The organism is Paucibacter sp. KBW04 (assembly GCF_003852425.1).
Lineage (GTDB): Bacteria > Pseudomonadota > Gammaproteobacteria > Burkholderiales > Burkholderiaceae_C > Paucibacter_A.
In genome coordinates this window covers 62,352-79,472 of record NZ_QAJN01000007.1, presented here as the reverse complement: position 1 = coordinate 79,472, position 17,121 = coordinate 62,352, and the positions used below count along the sequence as shown (strand labels likewise).

General features: G+C 64.0%; 12 protein-coding genes. 3 read left to right on the top strand and 9 right to left on the bottom strand.

The window, feature by feature from the left end:
* Positions 1-50: 50 nt before the first annotated feature.
* The 7 genes from DBR47_RS08500 to argS form a co-directional block, all read right to left on the bottom strand.
* Positions 51-3,233 carry an EAL domain-containing protein gene (locus DBR47_RS08500; RefSeq protein WP_124448937.1) on the bottom strand — a complete coding sequence of 1,061 codons (3,183 nt, stop codon included), beginning with the start codon at positions 3,231-3,233 and terminating at the stop codon, positions 51-53.
* A 131-nt stretch (positions 3,234-3,364) separates the two neighbouring features.
* Entirely contained in the window at positions 3,365-4,894 is a 1,530-nt protein-coding gene (locus DBR47_RS08495; protein ID WP_124448935.1) for an RNA polymerase factor sigma-54, read from the bottom strand.
* A gap of 96 nt (positions 4,895-4,990) precedes the next feature.
* The gene (lptB, locus tag DBR47_RS08490) at positions 4,991-5,761 is read right to left on the bottom strand and encodes an LPS export ABC transporter ATP-binding protein (RefSeq protein WP_124448933.1); all 771 of its coding nucleotides are present in this window, start codon (positions 5,759-5,761) and stop codon (positions 4,991-4,993) included.
* Positions 5,758-6,408 carry a lipopolysaccharide transport periplasmic protein LptA gene (lptA, locus tag DBR47_RS08485; protein WP_197046944.1) on the bottom strand — a complete coding sequence of 217 codons (651 nt, stop codon included), beginning with the start codon at positions 6,406-6,408 and terminating at the stop codon, positions 5,758-5,760. Before lptA ends, lptB begins: the two co-directional genes overlap by 4 nt.
* Positions 6,409-6,497: 89 nt before the next feature.
* Positions 6,498-7,163 (bottom strand): thiol:disulfide interchange protein DsbA/DsbL, encoded by a 666-nt coding sequence (locus tag DBR47_RS08480; RefSeq protein ID WP_124448928.1) that lies wholly within the window; start codon positions 7,161-7,163, stop codon positions 6,498-6,500.
* Positions 7,164-7,205: 42 nt separating this feature from the next.
* On the bottom strand, positions 7,206-7,949 hold the full coding sequence (locus DBR47_RS08475; RefSeq protein WP_124448926.1) for an SPOR domain-containing protein: 744 nt from the start codon (positions 7,947-7,949) through the stop codon (positions 7,206-7,208).
* Complete coding sequence (argS, locus tag DBR47_RS08470; protein WP_124448924.1) at positions 7,946-9,682, bottom strand: arginine--tRNA ligase; 1,737 nt, start codon at positions 9,680-9,682, stop codon at positions 7,946-7,948. The genes DBR47_RS08475 and argS overlap by 4 nt, the downstream gene beginning before the upstream one ends.
* A 32-nt stretch (positions 9,683-9,714) precedes the next feature.
* On the opposite strand from argS, the gene DBR47_RS08465 reads away from it, so the two are divergent.
* Entirely contained in the window at positions 9,715-11,076 is a 1,362-nt protein-coding gene (locus DBR47_RS08465; RefSeq protein ID WP_124448922.1) for a serine/threonine-protein kinase, read from the top strand.
* A gap of 91 nt (positions 11,077-11,167) precedes the next feature.
* Positions 11,168-11,479 carry a PsiF family protein gene (locus tag DBR47_RS08460; protein ID WP_124448920.1) on the top strand — a complete coding sequence of 104 codons (312 nt, stop codon included), beginning with the start codon at positions 11,168-11,170 and terminating at the stop codon, positions 11,477-11,479.
* Positions 11,480-11,562: 83 nt separating this feature from the next.
* On the opposite strand, the gene DBR47_RS08455 is transcribed toward DBR47_RS08460, so the two are convergent.
* Positions 11,563-12,471: a LysR family transcriptional regulator gene (locus tag DBR47_RS08455; protein ID WP_124448918.1), complete on the bottom strand. Its 909-nt coding sequence runs from the start codon at positions 12,469-12,471 to the stop codon at positions 11,563-11,565.
* A 179-nt stretch (positions 12,472-12,650) separates the two neighbouring features.
* Between DBR47_RS08455 and DBR47_RS08450 the strand changes: the two genes are divergently transcribed.
* Positions 12,651-14,828 (top strand): malate synthase G, encoded by a 2,178-nt coding sequence (locus DBR47_RS08450; RefSeq protein ID WP_124448916.1) that lies wholly within the window; start codon positions 12,651-12,653, stop codon positions 14,826-14,828.
* Between the two features lie 89 nt (positions 14,829-14,917).
* On the opposite strand, the gene DBR47_RS08445 is transcribed toward DBR47_RS08450, so the two are convergent.
* A complete protein-coding gene (locus tag DBR47_RS08445; protein ID WP_124448914.1) occupies positions 14,918-16,951 on the bottom strand; it encodes a S9 family peptidase in 2,034 nt (677 codons plus the stop codon).
* Between the last annotated feature and the right edge of the window lie 170 nt (positions 16,952-17,121).

Below are 17,121 nucleotides of genomic sequence, written 5' to 3'. Positions count from 1 at the left end.
TGAACTATGCACGCCCACCCCCCACGAACAAGGCCGGGCTCGGCGCTGCCTCAGCCGGTCTCGGCCAGGGCCGCTGGCGCGTGGAGGGCTTTGGCCTGGCCAGAGCCGGGCGCTTGCACCTTGTGTTGCGACTGCCATTCGCGGGCGAGTTGGATGAAGTCGGCCAAGGGCAGGGGGCGGCTGAACAGATAGCCTTGGAAGGCCAGGCAGCCCATCTCCACCAACAAGGCGCGTTGCTCCAGCGTCTCCACGCCCTCGGCGATCACATGCAGGCCCAGGCTTTCGCCCAGCTGCAAGATGGCGTGGGCGATGGAGCGGGCATTGGGCTCGTTGAGCAGATCGCGCACAAAGCTCTGGTCGATCTTGAGCTGCTTGAGCGGCAAGCGCTTCAGATAGGCCAGCGAGGAGTAGCCGGTGCCGAAGTCGTCCAGCGAGAGCTTGACGCCCAGCTGGTTGAGCTCGCCCATCAGGGCGATGACGGCCTCTACATCGTCCACCAGGGCGCTCTCGGTCAGCTCCAGCTTGAGGCGATTGGCCGGTGCGCCGCTGCGCGACAGCAGGTTTTGCACCGTCTCCAAAAATCCCTTCTGACGGAATTGATGGGCGCTGACGTTGACGGCCAAGGTCAGGCCCGCCATGCGCGGCTGCTCCGCCCACAGAGCCAGCTGGAAGCAGGCCTGCTGCAGCACCCATTCACCCAGAGGCACGATCAGGCCGGTCTGTTCGGCCAGGGGGATGAACTGGGCGGGCGAGACCCAGCCGCGCGTGGGATGGCGCCAGCGCAGCAGCAGCTCGGCACCGGTCAGCGCGCCCAGATGGTTGACCTGGGGCTGCAGATGCAGCTCGAACTGGTTGTTGCGCAAGGCCACGCGGAGATCGGCCTCCAGCACGGCGCGATCGGCCATGGCGGCTTGAGTCACCGGGTCGAAGAAGCAGAGCTGGTTGCGCCCCGCCGCCTTGGCCTGGTACATGGCGTGGTCGGCGTGTTTGAGCAGGTCTTCGCTGCTGCGGTCCTCGGCGCCCCAGACCACGATGCCTATGCTGGGCGTGCTGTGGTGCAGATAGTCCTTCAGCTGATAGGGCTGGCCCAGCACGCGCAAGAGCTTCTCGCAGGCCGCCTCGGCATGGCGTATGGCTTCGGCGCGATCGGCTCCCAGGTCCTGCAGCAGCACGACGAATTCATCCCCACCCCAGCGCGCCACCGAGTCCTGCGCGCGCACGGCGCTTTGCAGACGCTTGGCGATGCTTTGCAAGAGCAGATCGCCCATGCCGTGGCCCAGGGTGTCGTTGAGCGATTTGAAATTGTCCAGATCGATGAAGACGACGGCGCCGTGGCGGCCCTGGCGCTGGCGCGAGGCCAGGGTCTGGTCCAGGCGGTCCAGCAGCAGGCGGCGATTGGGCAGGCCGGTCAGCGGGTCATTGAAGGCCAGCTTCTCGATGGCGGCCTCGGCGCGCTTGCGCTCGGTGATGTCTCGGGTCAGGCCGATGAAGAGGGTCTGGCCATCGCGTTCGATGCGCGAGACCGCCAAGCTCATGGGGAAGATGCTGCCGGCCTTGCGGCGGCCATTGACGTCGCGGCCCACGCCGATGACGCGCGGCGTTTGGCCGCGGAAGAAGCTGCGCAAATAGCCGTCGTGCCGGCCCGATTCGGGCTCGGGCATCAGCAGGCTGACGTTGCGGCCCAAGACCTCCTCGGGCGTGTAGCCGAACATGCGGCAGGCCGAGGCATTGAAGCTGGCGATATTGCCCTGGGCGTCGATGGTGATCACGCCGTCCACCATATTGTCCAGAATCGCCTGGGTGTGTTGCGCCTGGGCCTGCAGGGTTTGCTCGGCGCGCTTGGCCGGGGAAATGTCCAGATTGGTGCCCACCAGGCGTTGCGGACGGCCTTGCGCGTCACGCGACATGACGCGGCCATTGGCGCGCACCCAGACCCAGTGGCCGTCCTTGTGCTGCAGGCGGAACTCGGTGGTGTAGCACTCGCGTCGGCCGTCCAGATAGTCCTGCAGCAGGCGCAGGGTGGGGCCGGCGTCCTCGGGGTGCAGGCGGTCCTGCCAGCTGCTGTAGTGCAGGGGCAGCTCATCGGGCCCATACCCCAGCATGCTGTGCCAGCGCCCGTCCACCTGCAGGCGGCCGCTGGGCAGGTCCCAGTCCCACAGGCTCAGGTCGGCGCCTTCCAGGGCTAAGGTCATGCGTTCGGCGCTCTCGCGCTCGCTGCGGCGCTGGGCTTCGCGCAGCTCGTCCATGCTGCGCATGCGGCGCTGCCACAGGCCCAGACCCAGGCCGCTGACCAGGCACAGAATCAGGCCGCCGGTGACCGTCATCTGCACCTGTTGGCGCCAGGGCAGATCCAGGGTCTCGACCTTGCGGCCGATGGCGACGACCAGATGTTTGTTCATGGCCAGGCCATTCACCTTGACGGTGTGGATGGCAGTGAGGCGCTCATCGCCACTGACCAGGGACATGCCTTGCAAGATGTTTTGGTCGCCGCCTGAAGCGAGGTGCTGCTGCAGCAAGGAGCCGGAGTAGCCCAGCAAATTGCGGCCTAGCCAGCCTTCGTTATGCGGCAACATGCTGAACAAGAGGCCGTCGATATGGATCAGCACGCTCCAGGTGTCCTCCGAGGTCTGGGCCGTGCCCAGCACCAGCTTGAAGTACTCCGGGTCCAGGGCGATGGCGGCCACGCCCACAAAGCGTCCCTTCGCGTCGAACAGCGCGCGCGACAAGGTCATGGTGTAGATGCCTTGCAGATTGCGGTAAGGCGGCGAGATGTAGAGCAGGTCCGGCTGGGCTTGCGCTTGCGGCGCGGTAAAGAAGGCCCGGTCGCCATGCATGCTGCCCACCAGTTCGGCCTGGGAGCTGGCCAGCAGGCGGCCCTGTTGGTCGAAGATGGAGGCGACGCGCACGCCGGGCATGGTTTCGGCCAGGGTGGACAGCAGGCTGGCGCCGTCTTCCTGCAAATGGCCGCTGCGCCATTGAGGATAGAAGCTGGCCATGGTCTTGAGCGCCGCCTGTATGCCCAGCAATTGCTGGGAGACGATGCCGTCCAGGGTCTGCACCGTGGCCTGCAGGCGTTCGCCCTCGTGCTGGCGCAGCTGGCTGCGCTCATGGCTCAGCCACAGGCCGGTGAGCAGCCAGGCCAAGAACCAGGCGAGGATCAGCGCCGCCCATTGACGGACAAAAAGGCGGCGAGGCTTCGCGGGCGAAGCCGAAGAAAGGAGTTCGGTGGACATGGTGGGAGCGGCAGCGTCCGGCACCTTAACGAGGGTGGGTGGACTGCGGCTTGATGCAGGTCAAGCCTTGGGCTGCTGAGGCTTGGCCTAGCAGTTTTCCTGTGCGGAGCAGGGCCGAATTTTCGCGCGCCTCAGGGGTTTTTGCGCAGATTGGCCGGCGCGATTTTGAGCGCTTCCCGGTATTTGGCCACGGTGCGGCGCGCCACCTGAATGCCTTGTTCTTCCAGCATGCTGGCCAGGGCGCTGTCGGACAGGGGCTTGTTGGCCGGCTCGGCCTCGACAAACTGCTTGATCAAGGCCCGCACGGCCGTGCTGGAGGCATTGCCCCCGGCCTCGGTGGACAGGCCGGAGCCGAAGAAGTACTTCAGCTCAAATGTGCCAAAGGTGGTGGCCATGTATTTGGCCGTGGTGACGCGCGAGATGGTGGACTCGTGCAGGCCCAGCTCATCGGCGATCTCGCGCAGCACCAGGGGCTTCATGGCCAGGGCGCCGTGGGTGAAGAAGCCTTTTTGCCGCTCCACAATCGCCTTGGAGACGCGCAAGATGGTGTCAAAGCGCTGCTGGATGTTCTTGATGAACCAGCGCGCCTCCTGCAGCTGGCCGCCCAAGGGGCTGTTGGTGATGCCGCCGCGGGTCTGGCGCAAGGCATTGGCATACAGCTCGTTGATGCGCAGTTTGGGCGTGACTTCCGGGTTGAGCATGACGCGCAGCTCGCGCCCCACCTTGCGCACCATCACATCGGGCACGACGGCGGCGGCCTGGCCACGGGCAAAGCGACGGCCGGGCTTGGGCTCCAGCGCGCGGATCAGGGCTTGGGCCTCGCGCAGCAAGGGCTCGTCGGCGCCGGTCAGGGCCATCAGCTTTTTGCTATCGCGTTTGGCCAGCAATTCCAGATGCTGTTTGCAGATCAGGATGGCGATCATCTGCGCCGGGCTGGGGCCCAGGGCGCGCAGCTGCAGCACCAGGCACTCGGCCAGATCCTTGGCGCCGACCCCGGCAGGGTCCATGTTCTGCAGCCATTTGAGGGCGATGCGCAAATGATCCAGCAGCTCTTCGCGGTCCTCGGTGGCCTCGTCCTCCTCACCCAGCAAGCCAATGACGATGGCCTCCAGGCTGTCTTCCAGATAGCCGTCTTCGTTGAGCGATTCGATCAGCACTTGCAGGGCGACGCGGTCCGATTCGCTCAGATGCATGCCGGCCATTTGCGCCGTCAGGTGCTCTTGCAGGCTGATCTCGGCCGAGTCCTGGTTGCTGCGCTCGCCGTCTTCATCGCCGCTGGCGCTGCTGCTGCCATTGCTATTGGCGGGCAGCTCGCGGATGCCGTCGAAGTCATCGCCCTCGGTGCCGTTTTCCCAGTCCTCGCGTTCGGTGCTGCCGAAGTCCTCGGCCTTCAGCTCGGGCGTGGACTCAAGCTCGCTGCCGCCGCCCAGCTCGGTGTCGGCGCCGCTGTCCTCGGCCGTGCTGGCGGGGCGCAGCTCGCTGATTTCGGGCGCCGCGACGCTGAAGTCGTCCTCGGTATCCAGCAGCGGGTTCTGCGCCATCATCTGCTCGATTTCCTGGTTCAGCTCCAGGGTCGAGAGCTGCAGCAGCCGGATGGACTGCTGCAATTGCGGCGTCAGCGATAGGTGCTGACTCAGCCTGAGCTGGAGGGATTGCTTCATGCTCGGCCGGGTTCCGGACCCGCACGGCCGCCCGAAGGGGCCGGAGCGCCCCCTCGGGGGGCAGCGAGCAAAGCGAGCGTGGGGGCAAGCATTTCGTTACATGCGGAAGTTTTCGCCGAGGTAGACCTTGCGCACGTCGGGGTTGTCCACGATCTCGGCAGGTGTTCCTTCGGCCAGCACGGCGCCTTCGCTGATGATGTAGGCGCGGTCGCAAATCCCCAGGGTTTCGCGCACATTGTGGTCGGTGATCAAGACCCCGATGCCACGCGCTTTCAGGAAGCTGATGATGCGCTGGATCTCCAGCACGGCGATGGGGTCGACCCCGGCAAAGGGTTCGTCCAGCAAGATGAAACGCGGCTGGGTGGCCAGGGCGCGGGCGATCTCGACCCGGCGGCGTTCACCGCCCGACAAGGCCGGGGCGGGGCTGTTGCGCAGCTTCTCGATGCTGAGGTCGTGCAGCAGGTTTTCCAGCAACTCGTTGATGCGGGTCTTGCTCAGCGGCCGGCCCTCGGCATCGAGCTGCAACTCCAGCACGGCGCGGATGTTCTCTTCCACATTGAGTTTGCGAAAGATGGAGGCTTCCTGCGGCAGATAGCTCAGGCCCAAGCGCGCGCGCTGGTGGATGGGCAGGTGCTGGACCTCGCGGCCATCGATATGGATCTCGCCGGCATCGGCCCGCACCAGGCCCACAATCATGTAGAAGCTGGTGGTCTTGCCGGCCCCGTTGGGGCCCAGCAGGCCGACGACCTCGCCGCTGTCCACGCCCAGGTGCACGTTCTTGACCACCTTGCGCACGCCATAGCTCTTGGCCAGGCCTTGGGCGTCCAGGCGGCTGCGCGCGCCGGCTTGTTGCAGGCCGCCACTCATGAGGGCTTCTTGCCGCCGGGCAGGCTGGTGCTGGGTTGCAGATTGACACCGGAGGCGGGGCTGTCGGGGGGCGCTGCGCTGGCGGCACCGCGCGGCATCATCACCACACGCACGCGGCCACTGGGATGGGGCGAGTTTTGGCCACCGTCCAGGGTGAAGATTTCGCTGCGGTTGTCAAACACGATGACGGCGCCGGTGACCTCGTCGGCCACGGCCGCACCGACCAGTCGATGCACCACCGCATTGCCGATGAAGCGCACGGTGTCGCTGCGGGTGTCGTACTCGACCTGGTCGGCAAAGCCTTCGATGGCTTCGCCGGGCACATCGCGGGCCTGGCGGAAGCTGACCTGCTTGCCCGTCTGGCCATTGGCATAGGCTTGGTAATAGCCGTCGCCGGTTTCGCGCAGATCGATGCGCTCGGCGCGCAGGATCAGGCTGCCCTTGCTCAGCACCACATTGCCGCTGAACTCGGTGCGCTGACGCGCCATATCGATGCTGCCGCCCTTTTCAGAAGCGATATTGAGCGGCTTGAGCTGGTCGGCTTTCTCGGCCTGCGCCGGATTTGCCAGGCCCAGGCAGAGGCCCACGCTCAGGCTCAGCAGGCGGGCAGCAGTCGGCAAATGGAAGGGGGAGGCAGGCTTTTTCATGGCGGCACAGTTCTTGCAGACCATTCTAGCCCTGCAGGGTCAGAGGAAGCAGGCGCACACCCCGCATTGCGGGGTGTGCCTGGTGGAGATCAGCCCTTGTTGCGGGCCAGCTTGATCAGGAAGTCGGCCACGGCCACGGCTTGCTGGCCATTGACCTGCTCGCCAGCGCCGCGGGTGCCGGCGATGGAGGGGGAGGTCAGGTAGCGGCCAGCGATGCCCAGGGCCGGCACGCCGTCGATGCGGAAGTCCTCCGACAGCTTGCTGGCTTGTGCGCACTTGGTCTGCACGCCGAAGGAGTTGTAGGCGGCGGTGAACTTGGCCACGTCCAGACCCAGGCGGGCGGCCAGGGCGATCACGTCCTTGTCGCTCTCGGGCATATCGCGCTGGAAGGAGGCGAACACGGCCGAGTGGACCTCGGCTTCCTTGCCCATGGCTTCCAGGGCGTAGAACAGCTTTTGGTGCGATTTGATATTGGCGCGGAAGCCCACATGCACGCGGCGGAAGGCCACGTCGGCGGGCAGCTGCTTGACCCAGGCTTCCAGCGTCGGGTCAAAGGCGTAGCAATGTGGGCAGCCGTACCAGAAGAACTCGACCACATCGATCTTGCCCGGCGTGGTGGGCAGGGCCTGGGAAAGCTTCAGATACTGCTTGCCTTCCACCGGACCGCCTTGGGCCACGGCGATGCCGGGCAGGCCCAGGGTGGACAGACCCAGGGCCGACAGACCCAGCTGAGCGGAGAAATCGCGACGCTTCATGTGTGAAATCCTTGGAAAGAAGAGGAGCTGGGAAGCAAAGGGTTAGCGTTTGACGGGAACCAGATTGTTCTCGATGCCGGCCGCCTCGAGTTTGCCTTGCACGCTTTGCGCTTCGTCGCGGGCATCAAAAGGGCCCAGACGCACACGGAAGACGGTGCGGCCGGACTGCTCCCGCTCCATCACCTTGGCGCTGAAGCCCTGGATGGCCAGCTTGGCGCGCTGTTGCTCGGCGTCCTCGGCCTTGGTGAAGGCACCGGCCTGCACAAAGTAGACGTTGCTATCGGCGGCGGCCGCTGCGGCAGTGGCCTTGGCATCGGCCTTCTTGTCCGCCGCTTTGTCGGCGGCCTTCTCAGCCGTCTTTTCAGCGGCAGCCTTCTCGGCGGTTTTCTCCGCGATCTTCTCGGCGATCTTGTCCACCGGCTTGTCGGCGGGCTTGGCTAGCACGGGGGCGGTGGCGTGGCTGGCCGCTGGAGCCGGCGTGCTGGGCAGGGCGACCGGGGTCTCCAGTGCGCCAGGCGCGGGCGTGACTGCGGGCGGGCTCACCACGCCGCTGGCGGCCTTGGCACCGGCCTTGCCGGCCAGGGGGGCATTGGGGTCCCAGTTCTTGTTGCGGGCGGCTTCTTCGGCGTCTTGCTCGGCCGTGCGCTGCGGGACCTTGTTGATAAAGGGCACCGGCACCTTGGTGACGTAGAGCGCCACACCCAGGGCGACAGCCAAGCCGACCAGCAAGCCGACGATCAGGCCCAGAACGAAGCCGCCTTTTTGATTTGAGGACCCAGTGCTCATTGCTTCTCCGCTGTTGCCGTGCCCGTCTCGACTGCTTCAACTGCCTCACGTGCCATCACCTCGGGGGCGCTGACGCCCAAAACAGCCAGGGCGTTGGCAAGCACTTGTTTGGTGGCGGCCAACAGGGCCACCCGGGCTTGGCTCAGCTCGGGCGTCTGGTCCAGCACGCGCTCGGCCGCATAGTAGCTGTGATAGCTGCTGGCCAGCTCGCGCAGATAGAAGGTCACATCATGCGGGGCCAGGCCTTCGGCGGCTCGGCTCAGCATGGCGGGGTAGTCGGCCAGCTTGAGCATCAGGGCGGCTTCGGTCGGGGCCGTCAGCAGGCTCAGGTCGGCGCTCTTCAGCGTGGACTCGTCACCACCGCGGCTGACCCAGTTGCGGATCACCGAGCAGATGCGCGCATGGGCGTACTGCACGTAGAACACGGGGTTCTCGTCGTTCTGCTTCAGGGCCAGGTCGATGTCGAAGGTGAACTCGGTATCGCCCTTGCGGCTGATCAGGAAGAAGCGCACCGCGTCGCGGCTGGTCCAGTCGATCAGGTCGCGCATGGTCACGTAGGAGCCGGCGCGCTTGGACAGTTTGACCTCCACGCCGCCCTTCATCACCAGCACCATTTTGTGCAGCACATAGTCGGGGAAGCCCTGGGGGATGCCCACACCCGCCGCCTGCAGGCCGCCGCGCACACGGGCGATGGTGCCGTGGTGGTCGGTGCCCTGCACATTGATGCACTTGGTGTAGCCGCGCTGGAACTTGTTGATGTGATAAGCCACATCGGGCAGGAAGTAGGTGTAGGAGCCGTCGGACTTGCGCATCACGCGGTCCTTGTCGTCCCCGTAGTCGGTGGTGCGCAGCCACAGGGCGCCGCCTTCCTCGAAGGTCTTGCCCGAGGCTTGCAGCTTGGCGACGGTGGATTCGACCGCGCCGGTTTGGTAGAGGCTGGACTCGAGGAAGTAGTTGTCGAACTTGACACCCACGGCCTGCAGGTCCAGGTCTTGCTCGTGGCGCAGATAGGCCACGGCGAACTGGCGGATGCTGTCCAGATCGTTGATATCGCCCGAGGCGGTGAACTCACGGTCATCGGCCTTGACGGTCTTCTTGGCCAGGAAGTCGTCGGCGATGTCCTGGATGTAGTCGCCGTTATAGGCCGACTCGGGCCAGCCGGCGTCGCCGGGCTTCAGCCCCTTGAGGCGGCATTGGGTGGAGTTGGCCAGGGTGGCGATCTGCACACCGGCGTCGTTGTAATAGAACTCGCGGGTGACCTGGGAGCCCTGGGTCTGGAACAGGCTGCAGATGGCATCGCCCAGGGCGGCCTGACGGGCGTGGCCCAGGTGCAGGGGGCCGGTGGGGTTGGCGGAGACGAACTCCACCATCACATGCTGCTCGTTAGCCGGCTGTGTGCCGAAGTCTTGGGCGCTGCTCAGCACCTCGCTGACCACGGCCTGCTTGGCGGCGGGTTTGAGGCGGATATTGATGAAGCCAGGGCCGGCGATTTCCAGGCTCTCGACCCAGGTCTGGAAGGCGGCACGGCGCTGTAGGGCGTCGATCAAGGCTTGCGCCAGCTCGCGCGGGTTCTTTTTCAGCGGTCGCGCCAATTGCATGGCGGCCGTGCAGGCAAAGTCGCCCAGGGCGGCTTGCTTGGGGGATTCGAAGGCGGCGGCCAGTTCGGCGCCGGGACTGAGTTCTTGAATCGCTTCGGCCAGGGCGGCGAGCAAATCTTGCTTGGCTTGGATCATGGCGGTGATTCTAAGGTTCTATGATCACACTCATGTCGCAGGACCTCGAGTCGCCCATCGAACCCAAGTTGGATCTGCCTGCCTATATCGGCAAGTACAAGGTCATGCGCCGCCTGGGTGAGGGTGCCACCAGTGATGTGTTCCTGGCGCGGGATGAGTTCCGCGGTGTGGATGTGGCGATCAAGCGCATGCGAGCTTGGGCGATGGCCGACCGGGAGGATGGCGCCAGCGATCACAGCAACCGCTTCTACGCCGCCGAAGCCGCCCTGGCCGGCCGCCTCCAGCATCCCAATGTCGTTCAGATCCTGGACGCGGTGCCGGACGAGGCCTCGCCCTATCTGGTGATGGAGTTTGTCCAAGGCCTGACGCTCAAGCACTTCTGCCGCAGCGACCGCCTTCTGCCTCTGGATCAGATTGTCGAGCTGGGCTTTAAATGCGCCATGGCGCTGTCCTATGTGTTCCGCCAGGGCATCATTCATCGCGACGTCAAACCCGCCAATCTGCTGGCCGTGCTGGATTCGCAAGGCCAGGTAACCGATGTAAAAGTTAGTGACTTTGGCAGCGCGCTGAATCTGCGCTCGGATTCGACCCAGGTGCACCGGGTGGGCTCCCTGGCCTATATGCCGCCCGAGCAGATCGAGGGTGGCGATGTGGATTGCCGGGCCGATATCTACGCCCTGGGCGCCGTGCTCTACCACCTGATTGCCGGCCGCGCGCCTTTTGACGCGCCCAGCCAGATGGCTTTGATGCACCAGATCTATCACCAAGCACCGGCCTCCTTGGTGGGCCAGCGCGGCGGCGTCACGGCCGAGCTGGACGCCGTCATCATGAAGGCCTTGGCCAAGCACCCGAATGAGCGCTATGCCGATTGGGAGTCCTTTGGGCGCGGCCTGTCGGAGCTGGTGGCCAAGCAGCTGGTGCCCCTGGCCAGGCTGTACGAGGTGAAAGATTCGGAGCGCTTCAATATGTTGCGCGAGCTGGAGTTCTTTGCCGACTTTGGCGATGTGGAGTTGTGGGAGGTGGTGCATCGGGCACGCTGGCGGCGCTTCCCTGTCGATCACGCCTTGTTCAAGCGCGGGCAGGAGGGCAATACCTTCCACATCATTGCGCAGGGCGCGGTGGAGGTGTTTCGCGAGGGCAATCTGGTGGCGACGCTCGGCAAGGGCACTTCGGTGGGCGAGATGGCCTACCTCGCTCCCAACCCCAGCCTGCGCCAGCACAGCGCGGATGTGAAGGTCAGCGAGCTGTGCATCACCATCTCCTTCACGCCCGAATCCATCGCCCAGCTGAGCCCCGAATGCCAGCACCGCTTCGACCGCGGCTTCATCCAGGTTTTGGTGAGACGTTTGCACGCGGCGCACGAGGCATTGGCCCATCCGCGCCGCATCATGTAAACCCTTCTTGAGGCTGTCGCGTTGGCGTGCTTGAATGCAAAGACATTCAAGCCTGCAAGCCCCTACCTACCCCCACAGAAAGGATCTCTTCATGAAATCTCTGATCAGCCTGGCTGCCGCCACCGCATTTGCTGCCTTCGCTTTGGTGGGCCCCGCCCATGCCGTCGCGACCGCTGAGGCCGCCAGCGCGCCGACCAAGCAGCAGACCAAGATGGGCACTTGCAACAAGGACGCCGGTGACAAAAAGGGCGACGAACGCAAGGCCTTTATGAAGGAATGCCTGTCTGCCAAGGCCACGCCGACTCAGCAAGAGAAGATGAAGACTTGCAATGCCGATGCCAAGGGCAAGAAGGGCGATGAGCGCAAGGCCTTCATGAAGGAATGCCTCAGCAACAAGACCTGAATGTTCAAAGCTCCTGCCGGAGCTTGGACTTCACACAAGTAGACGCAGGGTCAGGTCTTGCCTGGCCCCGCGTCTGTTTCATTTCAGGGCTGCCCCCAGTACTCCGGCCGGGCATAGCTTTGCTTGAGAAAGTCCACCCACAGGCGCACCCGCAGTGGTAAATGCTTGCGCTGGGGCAGCAGGGCGTAAATGCCATTGGGCGGGGCGGCAAAGTCGTCCAGCACAGTGCGCAAACGGCCGGCGGCGATATCGCCTTCCACCTCCCAGGTGCTGCGCCAGGCCAGACCCAGGCCACGCAAGCACCAGTCATGCAAGACTTGGCCGTCGCTGCAATCCAGGCGGCCGCCGGGGCGCAGATAGCTCAACTCTCCATCGACCTTGAAGGCCCAGCCCCGGGTCTGGCTGGCGTCCGAACTGAGCATCAGACAGGCGTGACGCGAGAGCTCCGCCGGGTGCTGGGGCACGCCGGCGCGCTTCAGATAGGCGGGCGTGGCCACGCACAGGCGTCGGTTGTCCGCCAGGCGCAGGCTGACCAGGCTGGAATCGGGCAGATCGCCCACGCGCACGGCGCAGTCATAGCCCTCGCCGCCAATGTCCACCACCCGGTCGCTCAGGTTCAGCGAGATGCTGACTTCCGGGTGCTGGGCCAGAAAGTCCGGCACCAAGGGCGCCACATGGCGGCGCCCGAAGCCCGCCGGCGCGGTGATGCGCAAGAGCCCGCTGGCCTTGACGCCGCCGGCGCTGACGCTGGCCTCGGCATCGGCGAACTCCACCAGCAGGCGCTGGCAATCCTCAAGAAATGCGCTGCCTTCGTTCGTCAGTGTGATGCGCCGGGTGGTGCGCAACAAGAGCTTGACGCCCAAACGGGCCTCCAGGGCGTCGATGCGCCGGCCCATCACCGCGGGCGCCACGCCCTCCAACTGTGCCGCGGCCGTGAGGCTGCCGCGGGTGGCCACGGAGACAAAAGATTCGATCTGTTTGAGGCGGTCCATGGCCATTGATTGTGCTGCCAGTCACGATGAAAAAGTGAATATTTCTTTCTATTCGTGTGTTTTGCGCATGTATTCAATGCGCTGGCCGTCATCAATCGCGGGTGGAATCTGACATAAATTCTGGGTGTCTGTCCCTTTTACTTCGCTTTGCTCTCAATTGCCCAACCGAGGTTTCCGTCATGACCGCACGCACCACCTTGCACAGTCTGCAAGTCGCCACCCAGCTGTATCAATTCATCGAGGGTCAGGTCTTGCCTGGCACGGGTGTGGAGTCCGCCAAGTTCTGGGCCGGTTTCGACGCCATCGTGCGCGATCTGGCACCCAAGAATGTGGCCTTGCTGGCCGAGCGTGATCGCCTGCAGACCGAGCTGGACGGCTGGCATCGCGCCCACCCCGGCCCCATCGCCGATATGCCGGCCTACCGGGCCTTTTTGGAGCGCATCGGCTATCTGGTGCCGGCGCCTGCTGCGGTGCAGGTCAGCACCCAGAATGTGGATGCCGAGCTGGCTTCTCAAGCCGGCCCGCAACTGGTCGTGCCCATCTTGAATGCCCGTTATGCCCTCAATGCCGCCAATGCGCGCTGGGGTTCTTTGTATGACGCGCTCTACGGCACCGACGCCATCTCTGAGGCCGATGGTGCCGAGAAGGCCGGCCGCTACAACCCGGTGCGCGGCGCCAAGGTGATCGCCTATGCCCGCCAGGTGCTGGATCAGGCCGCGCCCCTGGCCAGCGGTTCACACAAGGATGCGACGGGCTATCGCGTTGAGAATGGTGCATTGGTGATCGCCCAAGGCAGCGCAAGCACCGGCCTGGCGGATGCCAGTCAGTTCGTCGGCTACCAAGGCGACGCAGCCGCGCCGAGCTCCGTGCTCTTGCGCCACAACGGCCTGCATCTGGACATCCAAATCGACCGCAGCACGCCCATCGGCCAGAGCGATGCGGCCGGCATCAGCGATGTGGTGCTGGAGGCCGCGCTTTCGACGATTCTGGATCTGGAAGACTCGGTGGCCGTGGTCGATGCCGAGGACAAGGTGCTGGCCTATGGCAACTGGCTGGGCATTCTGAAAGGCACGCTGACCGAGGAGCTGGAGAAGGGCGGCAAGACCATCACCCGCCGCCTCAATGCCGACCGCGTCTACACGGCGGCCGATGGTCAGGGAGAAGTCAAACTGCACGGCCGCTCGCTGATGTTTGTGCGCAATGTCGGCCACCTGATGACGAACCCGGCGATTCTTTACGGCGAGGGCCGCGAGATCCCCGAGGGCATCATGGACGCCGTCGTCACCACCACCATCGCCCTGCACGATCTGCAGCGCAAGGGCAATAGCCGCACCGGCTCGGTTTACATCGTCAAACCCAAGATGCATGGGCCCGCCGAAGTGGCGTTTGCTTCGGAGTTGTTCGGCCGCGTGGAGGCCTTGCTGGGTCTGCCCGAGAACACCGTCAAGCTGGGCATCATGGACGAGGAGCGCCGCACCAGCGTGAATCTGAAGGCTTGCATCGCCGCAGCCGCGGGCCGGGTGGCCTTTATCAACACTGGCTTCCTGGACCGCACCGGCGATGAGATGCACAGTGCCATGCAGGCCGGCCCCATGTTCCGCAAGGGCGATATGAAAACCAGCGCCTGGATCCAGGCTTATGAGCGCAGCAATGTGCTGACGGGCTTGTCCTGCGGCCTGCGTGGCCGCGCCCAGATCGGCAAGGGCATGTGGGCCATGCCCGATCTGATGGCCGCCATGTTGGAGCAAAAGATCGCCCACCCCAAGGCGGGCGCCAACACCGCTTGGGTGCCTTCACCGACGGCCGCTACCTTGCACGCTCTGCACTACCACCAGGTCAATGTGGCCGCGGTGCAGCAGGAGTTGGAGAAGATCGACGCCGATGCCGAACGCCACGGGATTCTGGACAAATTGCTGCAGATCCCCGTGGTCGCCAAGGCCGAGTGGGGCGCGGCCGAGGTGCAGCAGGAGCTGGACAACAATGCCCAGGGCATTCTGGGTTATGTGGTGCGTTGGGTGGACCAGGGCGTGGGCTGCTCCAAGGTGCCCGACATCCACAATATCGGCCTGATGGAAGACCGCGCCACCCTGCGCATTTCCAGCCAGCACATCGCCAACTGGCTGCATCACGGCGTCACCAACGTCGCCCAGGTGCATGAAACCTTTCAGCGCATGGCTGCGGTGGTCGACGGTCAAAACGCGGGCGACCCGGCCTACAAGCCCATGGCCGGCCACTTCACGACCTCAGCCGCCTACCAGGCCGCGCTGGATCTGGTCTTCAAGGGGCTGGAACAGCCCAGCGGTTACACCGAGCCGCTGCTGCATGCTTGGCGTTTGAAGGTGAAGGCGCAGGCTTGAGGCGCAAGCTTGGACTTTGATATCAGGAAGGCGGCGGTGTTCAACAGCCCGCCGCCTTTTTTCAGCTGAACGCTCCTCCCACGCCGAGGCTAGGGTGCGGCGTTGGTGCCGATATGCTTGTCAAGCATGCGTTCGACGCGGCCCCAAAAGTCCTCTTGCGTGGACAGCTGTGTCCACCCATGGGCCTCGCGGGTGTAGGCGACCCACTCGACTTGCTTGTTATTGCTTTGAATTTCGTCGCGTAGCTTGGTGCCGTGCACGACGGGCACACGTACGTCGTCGAAGCCATAGGCCATCAGCAAGGGTTGCTTGATCTCTCGAGCGCGCAGCAGCGGCGAGTTGGACCGCATGGCCTTGAGTTCTTCCGGATTCTCTGGATCGCCGATCAACACAGGCATGCTGTAGTCCTTCGACGCATCGGATGCGTCACTCCAATTGACGGTGTAGAGCAGCTCGATGTCGGTGACACCGACCCAGCTGATGCCGCATTTGTAGAGATCAGGTTCGCGAATCAAGCCCATCAAGGTGGCATAGCCGCCGTAGCTGGCGCCGGCGATGCAGATGCGCTTGGGGTCCGCCAGCCCTTTCTTAATCGCCCATTGTGTGGCGTCGGTCACGTCGTCTTGCATGGCTTGGCCCCACTGCTTCCAACCGGCTTGGAAGTGCTTGAAGCCGTAACCAGAGCTGCCGCGAAATTCCGGCTCCACAACCAGATAGCCGCGGGAAGCGAGGAACTGCGCCGCCGGATTCCAGCCCCAATAGTTGCCGCGAATCCAAGGGCCGCCATGAACCAGTACAACGGTTGGCATGGGCTTTTTCGGGGCCGCTTTGGGTACCGTGATTTGCACCGGGATCGGGAGTCCGTCTCGGGCATTGAATTGCTGCACGTCTACGGCCGCCATTTGCTTGGGGTCAATCCAGGGGCGACCACTGCCCACTGGGCTGAGGACTTTGCTTTCCCGGTCATACAGGTAGTAACTGGAGGGCATCCTGTCAGAGAAGGCCTCCACCAAGATGTTGCTGTTTGAAAGGCAACGCTTGCAGTGGAGCAGATTGACCGTGCCCCCGAGTAGTTTGTCGACCTCAGCCTGAGCTGCCTTCATGGCGGGGTCAAACCAAACGCTGCTGTGTGCATCGGCGGTGAAATGAAGGCCAAGCAAGCGCTTGGCAGTGGCGTCATAGACGAACTCGGGCGACAGGTCGTAGCCTTTGATGGAAACAAGAGGCTGGGGTTCAGGCTTCCATGTTTGTGCGTCCAGTCGGTACAAGGCTGAGGTCTGTTGTTCAGACTGCCTTTTCAAGACGTAGACCTCGCGGTTGGGGCCAACCCAAACAGGATCCGTTTCTGGACCGGGCACGACTGGGCTTGTGGCCCACGCTTCCCAAGGCTGTGAGGCACTCTTTTTGACATACATCGCGAGTTGCCCCTGGATCAGGGTCGTCGCCCACATGGGTTCCCCCTGGCGATCAAGCACCCAGTCCTTGCTACCCAGAGGGGCCCCGGTTCCCAGGGTCGTGCGTTCATGAGTGCGGGTATTCAAGCGCGCCAAGTTCGTGCGCGACAACTGCCTTTTCGTGTCAAAGGTGAACTGTTCGACGATGACGTCGTCGCTCCCATCGTCCAGAACTGCGAACAGGCCCCAGGCCCAGGGCAGGCTTCTGTTTTTGATCGAGGTGCCGGCTTCCATGGCTCGGCGGCTGTGGTCAATCAACTGCCGTAGGTCACCACCGTCGTTGTTCACGGCCCAAAGACCAGGCCCTACATCTTCCTTGCCTGGTGGTTTTCTGACCGTGAAAACGATGCGCTGGGGGTTAACCCAGTAGGCCCGATCGACGTGCAATTCGTCCGAGGCGACGATGACCTTGGATTCCTTGAGGTTCTTGATGTTGAAAACCGCAAGGCCGACATGATCGCTGCCGTTTCTGATGATCGCCAGCAACTGATTGCCATCCGGCGACAGACGGACACCTTGCACATCCGGTGTGCGAAAGAAGTCAGTGATGCTTGTCTTGCCTGCTGCAGCCGGCGGGCCGACAGGCGCCTCGGCTGCCTTCAGGCTGGCGGAAGCGATGGCTAATGCGACGCCCAAGGCGAAGCCTAAGAGTGGATTCTTTCTGAACATGTTGTCTCCTCCGCATTGAGGTTTAGCGAACTGGGCTTGTTTTGCCTAGCCCCAGGAAACCCCGATAAGCTCAACTGCGATGCCCATGGCATTCATGCTGAAAAAAGCCCGCAGGGCTTGATGCCGTGCGGGCTTGGACTTGCGTCAAATCAAGGCCCTTGCGGGCCTGT

Coding starts and splice junctions, on each gene's coding strand:
- DBR47_RS08465 (WP_124448922.1), top strand. CDS start 9,715: ATGTCGCAGGACCTCGAGTCGCCCATCGAACCCAAGTTGGATCTGCCT.
- DBR47_RS08495 (WP_124448935.1), bottom strand. CDS start 4,894: ATGAAGCAATCCCTCCAGCTCAGGCTGAGTCAGCACCTATCGCTGACG.
- lptB (WP_124448933.1), bottom strand. CDS start 5,761: ATGAGTGGCGGCCTGCAACAAGCCGGCGCGCGCAGCCGCCTGGACGCC.
- DBR47_RS08500 (WP_124448937.1), bottom strand. CDS start 3,233: ATGTCCACCGAACTCCTTTCTTCGGCTTCGCCCGCGAAGCCTCGCCGC.
- DBR47_RS08445 (WP_124448914.1), bottom strand. CDS start 16,951: ATGTTCAGAAAGAATCCACTCTTAGGCTTCGCCTTGGGCGTCGCATTA.
- DBR47_RS08480 (WP_124448928.1), bottom strand. CDS start 7,163: ATGAAGCGTCGCGATTTCTCCGCTCAGCTGGGTCTGTCGGCCCTGGGT.
- DBR47_RS08475 (WP_124448926.1), bottom strand. CDS start 7,949: ATGAGCACTGGGTCCTCAAATCAAAAAGGCGGCTTCGTTCTGGGCCTG.
- DBR47_RS08460 (WP_124448920.1), top strand. CDS start 11,168: ATGAAATCTCTGATCAGCCTGGCTGCCGCCACCGCATTTGCTGCCTTC.
- DBR47_RS08455 (WP_124448918.1), bottom strand. CDS start 12,471: ATGGACCGCCTCAAACAGATCGAATCTTTTGTCTCCGTGGCCACCCGC.
- DBR47_RS08450 (WP_124448916.1), top strand. CDS start 12,651: ATGACCGCACGCACCACCTTGCACAGTCTGCAAGTCGCCACCCAGCTG.
- lptA (WP_197046944.1), bottom strand. CDS start 6,408: ATGAAAAAGCCTGCCTCCCCCTTCCATTTGCCGACTGCTGCCCGCCTG.
- argS (WP_124448924.1), bottom strand. CDS start 9,682: ATGATCCAAGCCAAGCAAGATTTGCTCGCCGCCCTGGCCGAAGCGATT.